The organism is Marinomonas colpomeniae, from assembly GCF_014803385.1.
Taxonomy (GTDB): Bacteria; Pseudomonadota; Gammaproteobacteria; order Pseudomonadales; family Marinomonadaceae; genus Marinomonas; species Marinomonas colpomeniae.
Genome location: NZ_JACYFC010000002.1, coordinates 180,244 through 192,809, shown reverse-complemented (window position 1 = coordinate 192,809; position 12,566 = coordinate 180,244). Strand labels below are relative to the sequence as shown.

The following is a 12,566-nucleotide window of genomic DNA, read 5'->3' as shown; positions in this document are numbered from 1 at the left end:
TCTCCATAGTAATATTAAGATCGAGCCTTTTGCACGGTGTCATGTGAACTTCCAAACAGGCTCAATGTGTTCAAGGTCAACAATTTCATGATGACATTTCAAAACGTGGGATGATTCAACAACCTCTTTCATTGGAGCAGGCTGTTCATGGCAAATATCACCAATACGTCTAGGACAACGGCTTTCAAAACCGCACCCAGTTAACAAGGACGTCCGCACAGGCAAACTGCCTTTGAGTCGTACTTGGCGTGTTTCAGTTTTTGGATCGGGGCTGCTTGCAGAAGACAAAAGCGCTTCTGTATAAGGGTGGTAAGGCGCGTGATCGAGTCCAGAGATTGAACGTGTTTCTATTATTTCGCCCAAATACATAACCGCCGTACGGTGGGCAATATGTCGTAAAATTGCAAGATCATGGGTAATGAACAATAGCGCCACACCGGTATCTTGTTGAATTTTACGTAATAACGCGACGATCGCGGCCTGTACAGCCGCATCAAGGCCAGAGGTGATTTCATCACAAATAATGACTTTAGGATCTGCGGCAATGGCCCGTGCTATAGCAACTCGTTGCTTCTCACCACCAGATAATTGGTGTGGGTAGCGATTGCGGTAGTGAGCAGGCAAACGAACTTGTTCAAACAATTTTTGAATGGCTTCACTGCGTTCGTCAGTGGCAATGTCAGGGCGGTAAAGCTTGATTGCTCGTGACAAAATAGTTTCTAGCGTGTGTCTAGGGTTCAATGAACTATCAGGATTCTGGAAAATAATCTGAACATCGGCACGATAAGCCTCATCTAAGGCTTTGATATCACGTCCATTCAAGCGTAATTCACCCTCGAATGAATTTAGTCCAACCAGTGCTCGGGCTAGACTGGATTTACCGCACCCACTTTCGCCAACCAAACTAACCGTTTCACCGCGATGAATTTTAAGGTCAATGTTGTTAACGGCATGAACCTGAGTCGCTTCTTTGTTAAGTAATTCATCTAGAAGAGAGGTTCGGCCTAACTTAACAGTTAGATTCTTCACTTCTAACACAACGTCTGTTGTGGCCGGTAAAATATCAGATGAACTTGCCTGTGTTTCGTCAACAGCAACATCAGGGCGTACACACGCCAATTTACGATCGCCTTGTACTTCTAAAAACACACGAGATTGGTCACAGATTGCTGGATCGTGTTTAGAACAACGGTGAGAAAAATTACAAGAAGGAACCTCTCCTCGTCGTGGTGGCGGCGTGCCTTCATCGACCTTAAGACCTCGTTTGTTTCTAATATCTGAAGGCCTAGGTAGGCTGGCCAACAAAGATTGAGTATAAGGGTGCTTTGGATTAGCGAATAAATCGTCTACTGTCGCCACTTCAACAATTCTGCCGCCATAAATAACCGCTACTCGGTCTGCGACTTCAGCAACAACCCCTAAATCGTGACTGATAAATAACCCAGCGACACCGATTTTTTTCTGCATTTCAGCAAACAGATCCAACATATTGACTGCTGTTGTGGCGTCTAGCGCAGACGTTGGCTCATCAAACAAAATAAGATCAGGGTTGGAAGAAATAGCCATGGCCAAGACAACACGTTGTTTTTCACCACCAGAGACTTCATGAGGATATTTATTTGCCATCAAGATAGGATCAGGTAAACCAACCAGCTCGAATAACTCGTACACGCGTTTAAGCGTGTCCTCCTTACTGGCCGCTTGATGAGCTTGTAACGTCTCTACTACATGGTCACCCAGAGATTGAGTTGGGTCTAATGCGGTCGCGGCATTTTGGAAAACCATAGAAATCTGTTTTCCACGGCGATGCATCAGTTCTTCTTCAGTCATAGTCATAAGGTCTTCACCTTTTAACCACATAGACCCTGTTTCTAACTCTACCTGTCCCGGTAAGTCACGCATCACAGAATAGGCAAGAGAGGATTTGGCTGAGCCACTTTCTCCAACTAGTCCCAACACTTCACCTTTGGCTATTTGAAGGTTTATGTTTTCAAGAATACGTATCGGGCCTGACTGCGTTTGATAGGTCAGACTGTAGTCTTTAATGTCTAATACCATTGTCTGCGTCATAGTTTTATTCCTGTGAATGGGGATTCAAAACGTCACGTAAACCATCCCCAAGAAGGTTAAATGCAATAGCAACAAGCGCGATGGAAATACCGGGAGCAAGAATAGGCCAAGGACTACGGAACATATGTTCACGCGCATCCGCAATCATCAAGCCCCATTCAGGAGAAGGAGGTTGAGCGCCTAAACCTAAGAAAGACAAAGTTGCCAGCGTCATGATGGCAAAGGCCACACGAATGGTTGCTTCGACGATGACTGGCGCGACCATGTTCGGCAAAATTTCAGCAAAAATTATCCACAACTTACTTTCCCCACGAGCACGAGCCGCAGACACATAATCAAGCTCACGCACCGCTAATGTGGTTGAGCGTGAAATTCTTGCCATGCCGGGAGCAAATGCCACACCAATCGCAATAACAGCGTTCAGACTTGATGATCCAAGTACGGTTAATATCATCAATGCCAGCAATAAGCCGGGGATGGCCATAATGGCATCGATGGTTCGCATGATAAGTTCATCTACCCATCCGCCAACAAAGCCAGAAAAAATACCAATCAAAGCACCAGATGCTGTCCCTATAAAGGTCGCTAATATCGCCAACAACACAGTAGAACGAGCACCTACTAAAATTCGGCTGAACAAATCACGTCCAAACCAATCGGTACCAAAAAGAAACTCAGCAGAGGGTGGAGCAAAGCGAGAACCAAAATTAAAGCTTTCAGGATCTTGTGGTGCGAGAAGCGGACCGAATACAGATATCAATAACAATAAAAAAACCAGTACAGTACCCACAGCACCTTGTGGACTGCGCATTAACGCGCGCAGCGTTTTTATTAAAAAGAGCATTAGTATTTAATCCTTTTATCAAGAGCACCGTATGCCAAGTCAGCAAGTAGGTTAGCCACGGCATAAGAAGCCGCCATGATAAGCGCACCTGCTTGTATCATTGGTAAATCTCGATTTTGTATGGCTAATATCAATTGTCGACCAATACCAGGAAAAGCAAACACCTCTTCAACCACAATGACGCCGCCGATCAGGTAGCCCACATCCAGCGCAATGACGGTAATCGCTGGCAACATCGAATTGCGAAGCGCATGACGAAACAGAACTCGTCGTCTAGACAATCCGCGTAAACGACCCGCTCGGATAAAATCCATTTCGAGAGTATCTGCCATTTCAGAACGAATCATTCGACTAATATGAGCCGTTAATACAATCGTCAAGGTCAATACGGGCAGAGCGATATGATGCAATGCACCCCAGAAATCTTCTGAGAAAGGTACATATCCGGAAGCAGGAAAAAGTCCAATCGAAGGGCTTGCTAGCCATACTAATAACAAGGTTGCCAACACAAACTCAGGCATGCTGACACCGATATAAGACACCAAGGAAACAGCAAGGTCTGTTGGTTTACCACGACGAGACGCCGCTAAAACCCCAAGCGGAATCGCTATGATACAAACCAGCACAAGTGATGTGATTGCCAAGATGGCCGATCTTCCAAACGCATTTAGAATCGTCGGTCCCACAGGCTGACTAGTACGAAGTGAGATACCAAAATCCCCCTGTACTACATTCCCCAACCAACGGAAATATTGAACAACAGCGGGATCATCTAACCCCAGTTTGCTGTTCAATATCGCCAACGCTTCATCCGTGGCGTATTCGCCAAGGATCATTGTGGCTGCGTTAGCTGGCAAGAGCTGCGTGACGCTGAACACAATCAGAGAGACCAATAAAGCGGTAAAAACCAAATAAATCAGTCGTTTTATTACATAAGAAACAGTCATGTTCAGACGCCTTGTACCTTAATTTTTTCAGAGCCACCAGCTTTTCGTTCTAAAGATCGATTAGCTTTTTGTAGGAGGATTAGAACCAACCCAAATTTTATGGAACGCAAAACTAGCGCCGCGTGGATGCTGTTCATATCCGTTTACATAATCTGCTTTTGCGCCAAGAATATCGAAAAAACATGGGATCAATGCAGGTACTTCTTTTTGCATCAATGACTGAGCATTCGCATAAAGTTCCTTACGTTTTTCCGAATCTGTTGTTTCATCTGCAAGACGTACGTATTCATCGAACGTCGTATTGTTCCATTTCGTTTCATTCCAAGAAGCGCCAGAGGTAAACAGCAAATTGAATGACATACCTTCCGTTGGCATCATGTTGTAGAAACCAACATAGAATTTGCCTTTTTTCCAAACCTGATCAAGGTAAGACGAGTGATCCATGGTCTTCACGCTGATATTAAAGCCACCCGCTTTCGCCATTTCACGAAGCACAACTGCCATCGTAGAACGGTAACCTGGTTTCACAGATGCGATCAGTTCAAGATCCAATCCGTTTGGATATCCAGCTTCAGCTAATAAGGTTTTCGCTTTTTTCGGATCATAAGATTTATGCGGTGCATCGGCGTAATAATGGTAAGCCGCATTAATTGGAGTATCGTTACCCGGCGTTCCGTAGCCGTCAGCAACCAATTCAATCATGGCTTCGCGATCAACACAGTAAGACAAGGCTTGGCGTACTAAAATATTGTCGAAAGGTGCAACGGTTGTGTCCATGACAACATCGAGGAAGCGACCTGATGGTGTGCGTAGTCCACTCACTCCAGAAGCTTGATCAATTCGTGCAAAGTCGGTAGGTTGTACGTCATGAATCATGTCGATTTCACCCGCCAATAATGCCGCAGTAGAGCCTGCTGCATCAGGAAAAGTCTTAATTTCGATTTGATTAAGATAAGGTAAGCCTGCAACAAAATACTCAGGATTCTTCACCAAAACAGCAACTTCATCCACTCGGAATTCTTGTAATCTAAATGGACCAGAACCCACAGGAACTTGTGCAAGACTGTCGAAATTCGTTGCAATAATGTCGGCAGGAACCACTTTGGCTGTTGGATAAGTCAAAGCAACAGGTAAATCTGCAAACGGCGTTTCGGTTGTTACAACAACTGTGTAATCACCATCAGCCTCGACCATTTTGATTGGACCAAGGTTACGTCGGCCCGGTGCACCTGTTTCTGGATCGAGTAGTTTTCGAAGTGAGGCAACCACGTCTTTTGACGTCAATTCCTGACCATTCGAGAATTTCACACCTTGGCGTAAGGTAAAACGCCACTGTGTCACATCATCATTGGATGACCATTCTGTTGCCAAATCTGGTTGTGCAGTCATATCTGTGCCTAGTGACGTAAGGCCAGAATAAAGCATTTCAGACATCATGTATTCTGCCGCTGCACGAGACAACATAGGATTCAAAACACCCGGCGTAATATTTACACTTAATCTGAGTGTGTTATCTGCTCTCGTTGCCGCAACAGAGATACTAGATAGGCCAGAAGTTAATGCAACTGAAGCTCCAGCCGCACAAAGTTTGAGTAATTGCCGTCTATTCAATTCAGTTTTCATAGTGTTGATACTCCTTGATTTGACAAAGTTGGTCATATTTCATTAATTTTTAATCAAAATTGGCGCTAAAAAAAAGTGCGATTGAACGTGCTAAGCCCAGCAGATCTTCTTTTGTAGTAAATTCATCGGCCGCATGAACATTACGGTCAGGTCGAGATAAACCTCCCAGCATGATTTCACGATGCTTTCCGCCAGCTTGCTGTATCCAGCCAAAATCTGATGATGTTGTTGACCCGAAAGCCACAAACTCATCCAATGACACGTTATAGCCAGCAGACATTGCTGCGGTCCAACGGGGAGACAGGACACCTTGTGTGTTTTCGACAGGCGGTAAATGGCCTATTTCTGATACAGTCCATCCAACAAGGTCTGAATTCTTTGCTGCAGCCTCTACACACGCTTGTATTTCAGAACGTACAGCTACGACATTTTCTTCCGGTGCATAACGACGATTCACCACCACTCGGCATGTACCAGGAAGTGCAGAGCCTTTATCGCCCCCGTGTATGGCGGTGATATTGAGCAGGGCATGTAAAGGTCCAGTTGCTGTTGGAGGAGGCGGCATAGCCGAAGTACGTTTTTCGACTTCCATTTTTAGTGTCGTTAAGGCATTCAATACAGGCAATGCCTGTTCTATGGCATTAACACCTAATTCAGGTCGACCCGAATGAGCAGCTTTTCCTTCAAATTCAAATGAAAAATCCAACGATCCAAAGCTACCTGCCCAAATACGTGGCGTGGCAGAACCGTTTAAATTGATAATGGTGTCGCTCACAAGGTTTTGTTCGGCTAGGTAACGGATACCAGGATAAACACCACCTTCTTCATCCGTACAAAATGCCAGCACAGGTTGAAATGAAAATGTGTGACCTGCTGAACGTAATGCCTCAAGTCCAGCCAAAGCGGCCGCAATCGCTCCTTTCATATCAGCAGCCCCGCGAGCATAGACTTTGCTGTCTTCACAGGTCATTTGAAAAGCAGGGCGCGTCCAACCATCACCTACAGGTGCCGTGTCGACGTGAAAATAAATAGTAACTTCAGGCGAACCAACTGGTGCTAAGTCAGGGCGCACAATTAAATTCGTTCGTGCGCCATGGGTACCCTGTACTTTCCATAATGCTTCAGGTACATCAACTCGAACGCGAGTTCCGCCAAATTTCATTGTCATCTTTTCAAGCAAAGTCGCCATTTCTGGATAACTCGACCCAGGAGGAAAACAGCTATCTAAAGCAACAAGCTCACTAAGCATGTTAAGTAATGCGTCTTCATCAACATTTACGTTTATATTTGATTTAATCATTACTATATAAGAATGAAATATCCTTTTTTTTGCAAGTTTTATTTTTTAAAGGGTACAGGTATACATACTAATTATAATTTATCCTATTGATTAATAAGGGTTAAATTTTTAAAAAATGAACCTATTAAAAACATAATAAATTTGATCTAATACATGTATAGAATAAAAATATATATGATTAAAAAGGTATTTAAAACAGATGAAATCAAAGATAGATCTCAAGATGAGAGGCAGTATTGGACGGACATCATCTGCGACACCATTATATGAACAGGTGAAGGATCAGGTGATGCATCTTATTTTAGATGGTACATGGTCTGAGGGGCATATTCTTCCAGCAGAAACCGAGCTGGCACGTCAATTTGGTGTGTCCTATGGAACGGCACGTCAGGCTTTACAGATCCTAACTAAGCAAGGTGTACTTTTACGAAAACCTCGCATAGGTACTGTTGTTACAGGTCGTACACCACACCATACACTTGATCGATTTTATAAATACTACCGTCTGCATAATACCAAAAATGAGCTAATCAACACGCAAACGATTACTAAATCTGTAGAAATACGGCCAGCAACAGAAGACGAAAAACGTTACTTGCGTCTCGATGAGACAAGCAATGTTATTTCGTTGGTTCGGGTGCGACTACACAACAACTCGCCTGTTATGATTGACCATATAGCCATCCCCGAATACCTTGTTCCAGATTTTCCAAGCACACCAGATAGTGTCCCAGCACTGCTATTAAATAATTTACGCGATGAATATGGTTTACGTATTAGTGCAGTACGAGAAACATTAAGAGCGGATATAGCCAGTGCTGAAGATATGGATCTTTTGAATCTAAGCGTAAGAGATAACCCTACAGCGGTATTGGTTATAGACGACATTTGCTTTGACAGCAAAAACCAAGCGTTACTGACTGCCAGCCACCGTGCCTTGTCTGATAATTATCACTATATAAACGAAGTTCGATAACAAACTCATTTAAAAAACGACAAAGCAAAAAAGCCCCGATTTCTTATGAAATCGGGGCTTTTTAATAACTCAACCTTATACGATCACACGTCTAGGTTGGCTACGTTCAAGGCGTTGTCTTGAATGAAGTTACGACGTGGCTCTACTTCGTCACCCATCAAGGTTGTGAACATTTGGTCAGCCGCTACTGCGTCATCAATCGTGACACGAAGCATACGACGAGCATCAGGGTCCATTGTGGTTTCCCAAAGTTGCTCAGGGTTCATCTCACCCAGTCCTTTGTATCGCTGTGTTGTCATGCCACGGTTAGCTTCTTTCATTAGCCAAGTTTTCATATCACTGATGGTTGTAACATCTTGACGACGCTCACCACGTTGGATATAAGACTCTTCACCAAATAATTCAGCAACGATTTCTGCCATAGCAACAATGCGTTTATACTCAGGCGAGTTAAAGAATGTACCTTCAAAACGGTAACGATTCATCACGCCGTGAGACATAATTTCAACGACTGGTAGGTAGATATTACGTTCTTCATCTTTCTCTACAGAGAAGTCAAAGCGGAAGCCTGTGCGTGCATCTTGTGGCATTTGGCGACGAATCGCTTCAATCCACTCTGCAACAACAGCTTCTTTTCCTAAATCTTCTTGTGTCAGTGCTTTACAGTACAGAAGCTTAGTCATTACATCTTTTGGATACACACGAGATAAACGATTAATATCTTCTTCAATGCGAATATAGTCACGCATTAGATCCGCTAGAGGCTCACCTTGAATGCCTGGAGCGTCAGTATTAACGTGCATATGAGCACCATCAAGTGCAACTTGAATAAGATGCTGATCCAATGCGGCTTCATCTTTGATGTACTGCTCTTGCTTACCACGTTTGATTTTGAACAAAGGCGGTTGAGCAATAAAGATATGACCACGTTCGATAATTTCTGGCATTTGACGGAAGAAAAAGGTCAAAAGTAGAGTACGAATGTGCGATCCATCCACATCGGCATCGGTCATGATAACGATGCTGTGGTAACGTAATTTGTCTGCGTTGAACTCATCACGACCGATACCACAACCCAGTGCGGTAATGAGTGTGCCGACTTCAACAGAGGCTAACATTTTATCAAAACGTGCTTTTTCAACGTTAAGAATTTTACCTTTAAGCGGCAAAATCGCTTGTGTACGACGATCTCGACCTTGCTTGGCTGAACCGCCAGCAGAGTCCCCTTCCACTAGGTATATTTCAGAAAGTGCTGGGTCTTTCTCCTGACAATCGGCCAATTTACCTGGTAGACCTGCAATGTCTAACGCGCCTTTACGACGAGTCATATCACGAGCTCGACGTGCTGCTTCACGAGCGCGGGCCGCATCAATCATTTTATTCACGATGATTTTAGCTTCACCCGGTTTCTCAAGTAGGTATTCAGCAAAGCGTTTACTCATTTCTTGTTCTACTGCCGTTTTTACCTCAGAAGAAACGAGTTTGTCTTTGGTTTGAGAAGAGAACTTAGGATCTGGTACTTTCACAGAAACAATGGCCGTCAGACCTTCGCGGCTATCATCACCTGTTGTTGCGACTTTTTGCTTTTTGGCTAAGCCTTCTTTTTCGATGAAGTTATTTAGCGTACGAGTCAACGCACCACGGAAACCGGCTAAGTGAGTACCGCCGTCACGTTGTGGAATATTATTGGTGTAACAGTAGATATTTTCTTGGAAGCCTTCGTTCCACTGCAATGCGACTTCAACCGCGATGCCATCTTCTAGGTCATCACGTTGGCAGATAAAGTGGAAAATATCGTTGATCGGTGTTTTGTTTGTATTCAAATGCTCAACGAAAGAACGTAAACCACCATCGTAGTTGAAAAAGTCTTCTTTACCCGTGCGCTCATCTTTTAATCTAATGGCAACACCTGAGTTCAAGAAAGACAATTCACGTAGGCGTTTCGCCAAGATGTCATAAACAAATAAGATATTATTAAACGTATCCGCTGATGGTTTGAAATGAACCGTTGTACCAGCTCCGTCAGAATCACCAATGACAGCCAAAGGCGCTTGAGGAACACCGTGTGCGTAATGTTGCTCGTACACTTTACCTTCTTTACGAATGGTCAATGTAAGCGCTTCAGACAAGGCATTTACAACAGAAACACCCACGCCATGAAGACCACCAGACACTTTGTATGAGTTGTCATCGAACTTACCGCCAGCATGCAAAACAGTCATGATAACTTCGGCGGCAGAAATGCCTTCTTCTTCGTGAATATCAACCGGAATACCACGGCCGTTATCTGAAACAGAAATAGATTCATCTGGGTGAATCAATACGGTGACAGTGTCACAGTGGCCAGCAAGGGCTTCATCGATGGAGTTATCCACGACTTCAAAGACCATGTGATGCAAACCGGTACCGTCATCCGTATCACCGATGTACATGCCTGGACGTTTACGAACAGCATCTAGACCCTTAAGTACTTTGATACTGGACGAATCGTAATTATTCTCACTCATTTAACTCTCCTGAAAACCATTATTCAATAAAGACATTTCGCCGTTAATCATAGAAAACTGGCGAACGTCTGTTGTATCGGCCCAAGTAAAATCTGTTGTATCAGGCTCAACACTGGTAATAAAAATTTGGCTATTTAATGACTCTAATAACTGACAAAGTTTTTGTCGGTGATTAGCGTCTAATTCAGCGGGTAAATCATCCACTAAAAAAACCAAAGGACGGCCCATATCGATCAGAAGTTGTCCTTGAGCTATTTTAAGGGCAGATACAACAAGCTTAAGTTGACCACGTGAGAGCGAATCTAACGCATCTCCAGTGGCTGTTTTTACACGTAAATCCGCCCGTTGAGGACCAGTATGTGTGTAACCTAGCTCTATATCTCTGTCTCGCCCAGCTTCAACCGCCATTTGTAAGCTTTTCTGTGAATCCCAGCCTTGGAAGAAATGTAAATCCACCGACAATTCCGAGGTTAATGAAGACAGTACCTTCACGAAATGCGGTATCAACTTTTCAACATAAGCTTTACGAGACACATTTACTTGCTCACCAAGTCGGATCAATTCCTGATCAAATGCCGCCAATAAACTGTTGGATATTTTACCACGTCTAAGCAAGGTATTCCGCTGTTTTAATGCTTTTTGCCACCCACGCCATGCTTGAATGAAGTCTTTATCGAAATGAAAGGCTCCCCAGTCAATAAATTGACGTCTAATACTGGGTGAACCCTCTAATAATCGGAACGCATCGGGATTAATTAGCTGCACAGGAAGACGTTCCGCAAGCTCAATGACAGACTGCGCTCGCTGCCCTTGAATACGAACATCTATTTGACCATCACGGTGACGTTGTAAACCAACTGGAATTGGACTGCCTTGTGGCTGATCAAGTTGGGCAAACACCAAACAATGGTCTGTTTCATGCTGAATATAGGTTTTGTGTTTATGGCTACGAAAAGAGCGTCCGAAAGACAATAAATGAATGGCTTCAAGTACGGAGGTTTTACCACTGCCATTTTTACCAACAATAACATTTACTTGAGGCGAAGGTTCAAAACGCACACTAGAAAGGTTGCGAACATGAGAGATGTCCAAACGCACCAGCGGCATAGCTCTTAAACCTTAATCAGGGTAGGGAAGGCCCGCTTGGTAGTGAATGTTACACATACCAAGTGGGCAATGTCGCTATCATCTCATTAGAGACGCATTGGCATAACAACGTATTGTGCTGCATGACTTTCAGCTTCTTCTATCAAGGCACTGCTGTTGGAGTCGTTTAGTGATAAACGAACTTCTTGAGTGTCGACAACACCAAGAACATCCAGCAAATAACCAACATTGAAGCCAACTTCAATGTTATCGCCTTGGTATTGAACCAAAACGGATTCTTCAGCTTCTTCTTGTTCTGGGTTGTTTGCAAACACTTGCAACATACCATTTGATAAAATAAGGCGTACGCCGCGATATTTTTCATTCGAAAGTATAGAGGCACGCAAGAATACTTGGCGTAACTCTAAACGGTCTGCAATGACAATTTTTTCGTTATTGCGAGGAATAACACGATGGTAATCAGGGAATTTCCCGTCAACCAGTTTAGAAGTAAACACATAATCGGCCACTTTCGCGCGAATATGGTTTGTACCTATAATAAGTTCAACAACTTCATCTGTATCGCTCAAAAGGCGGTTAAGTTCTAAAATACCTTTACGAGGCATGATGACTTGCGTTAGATCTCCGCTCACTTGAGCATCTTCAACGGCTGTCGCCAAACGGTGTCCATCAGTTGCAACAACTCGTAACTGACCATCTGAAACTTCAAGCAACATACCATTTAAGTAATAACGAACATCTTGGTTTGCCATGGCAAAACCAGTGCGATCGATAAGACGGCGTACACTGTTTTGTGCAATAGAGACACTAAGGTCACCTTGCATGTCTTGAATATTCGGAAACTCATCAGCTGGTAAAGTCGATAAGCTGAAACGTGAACGACCAGAACGAATAACGGCTTTTTGATCATCAAGCGTAAATTCTATAACAGCGCTGTCTGGTAAACTTTTACAAATATCCATTAGCTTACGTGCAGGCACGGTAATACGGCCTTCTTCGCACTCATCCAATGGAACATGTCCTACCAATTCGACTTCTAAGTCAGAACCGGTAAGGGTTAGGATTTGGTCTTTAACTTCTACCAATACGTTGGCCAAGACTGGCATTGTTTGTTTGCGCTCTACAACGCCTGCCACTAACTGTAGTGGCTTAAGAAGTGTCTCGCGGACGACTGAAAATTTCATTATTTTCC

At 43.7% G+C, this 12,566-nt stretch carries 9 protein-coding genes; 1 reads left to right on the top strand and 8 read right to left on the bottom strand.

Translation table 11 applies throughout. The annotated features are described in order from the left end of the window. Window positions 1–39: 39 nt before the first annotated feature. From IF202_RS06070 to IF202_RS06050, 5 genes are read right to left on the bottom strand one after another with little or no spacing between them, the layout of a single operon-like run. On the bottom strand, window positions 40–2,070 hold the full coding sequence (locus IF202_RS06070) for a dipeptide ABC transporter ATP-binding protein (RefSeq protein WP_191593997.1): 2,031 nt from the start codon (window positions 2,068–2,070) through the stop codon (window positions 40–42). A 4-nt stretch (window positions 2,071–2,074) separates the two neighbouring features. Beyond that, window positions 2,075–2,914, bottom strand: coding sequence for an ABC transporter permease (locus IF202_RS06065; protein ID WP_191593996.1), 840 nt, complete (start codon window positions 2,912–2,914; stop codon window positions 2,075–2,077). Continuing rightward, window positions 2,914–3,861, bottom strand: coding sequence for an ABC transporter permease (locus tag IF202_RS06060; protein ID WP_191593995.1), 948 nt, complete (start codon window positions 3,859–3,861; stop codon window positions 2,914–2,916). Before IF202_RS06060 ends, IF202_RS06065 begins: the two co-directional genes overlap by 1 nt. Before the next feature lie 60 nt (window positions 3,862–3,921). Then, window positions 3,922–5,484 (bottom strand): ABC transporter substrate-binding protein, encoded by a 1,563-nt coding sequence (locus IF202_RS06055; RefSeq protein WP_191593994.1) that lies wholly within the window; start codon window positions 5,482–5,484, stop codon window positions 3,922–3,924. Between the two features lie 49 nt (window positions 5,485–5,533). Then, complete coding sequence (locus tag IF202_RS06050; protein WP_191593993.1) at window positions 5,534–6,784, bottom strand: M20 family metallopeptidase; 1,251 nt, start codon at window positions 6,782–6,784, stop codon at window positions 5,534–5,536. Between the two features lie 199 nt (window positions 6,785–6,983). On the opposite strand from IF202_RS06050, the gene IF202_RS06045 reads away from it, so the two are divergent. Then, entirely contained in the window at window positions 6,984–7,760 is a 777-nt protein-coding gene (locus tag IF202_RS06045) for a GntR family transcriptional regulator (RefSeq protein ID WP_191593992.1), read from the top strand. A gap of 83 nt (window positions 7,761–7,843) precedes the next feature. Here IF202_RS06045 and gyrB read toward each other — a convergent pair whose 3' ends face one another. The 3 genes from gyrB to dnaN form a co-directional block, all read right to left on the bottom strand. Then, complete coding sequence (gyrB, locus tag IF202_RS06040) at window positions 7,844–10,267, bottom strand: DNA topoisomerase (ATP-hydrolyzing) subunit B (protein WP_191593991.1); 2,424 nt, start codon at window positions 10,265–10,267, stop codon at window positions 7,844–7,846. Next, a complete protein-coding gene (gene recF / locus IF202_RS06035) occupies window positions 10,268–11,374 on the bottom strand; it encodes a DNA replication/repair protein RecF (RefSeq protein ID WP_191593990.1) in 1,107 nt (368 codons plus the stop codon). 86 nt (window positions 11,375–11,460) lie between these two features. After that, a complete protein-coding gene (dnaN, locus tag IF202_RS06030; protein WP_191593989.1) occupies window positions 11,461–12,558 on the bottom strand; it encodes a DNA polymerase III subunit beta in 1,098 nt (365 codons plus the stop codon). Window positions 12,559–12,566 lie beyond the last annotated feature (8 nt).

Coding starts and splice junctions, on each gene's coding strand:
- IF202_RS06060 (WP_191593995.1), bottom strand. CDS start 3,861: ATGACTGTTTCTTATGTAATAAAACGACTGATTTATTTGGTTTTTACC.
- IF202_RS06050 (WP_191593993.1), bottom strand. CDS start 6,784: ATGATTAAATCAAATATAAACGTAAATGTTGATGAAGACGCATTACTT.
- IF202_RS06070 (WP_191593997.1), bottom strand. CDS start 2,070: ATGACGCAGACAATGGTATTAGACATTAAAGACTACAGTCTGACCTAT.
- IF202_RS06065 (WP_191593996.1), bottom strand. CDS start 2,914: ATGCTCTTTTTAATAAAAACGCTGCGCGCGTTAATGCGCAGTCCACAA.
- recF (WP_191593990.1), bottom strand. CDS start 11,374: ATGCCGCTGGTGCGTTTGGACATCTCTCATGTTCGCAACCTTTCTAGT.
- dnaN (WP_191593989.1), bottom strand. CDS start 12,558: ATGAAATTTTCAGTCGTCCGCGAGACACTTCTTAAGCCACTACAGTTA.
- IF202_RS06055 (WP_191593994.1), bottom strand. CDS start 5,484: ATGAAAACTGAATTGAATAGACGGCAATTACTCAAACTTTGTGCGGCT.
- gyrB (WP_191593991.1), bottom strand. CDS start 10,267: ATGAGTGAGAATAATTACGATTCGTCCAGTATCAAAGTACTTAAGGGT.
- IF202_RS06045 (WP_191593992.1), top strand. CDS start 6,984: ATGAAATCAAAGATAGATCTCAAGATGAGAGGCAGTATTGGACGGACA.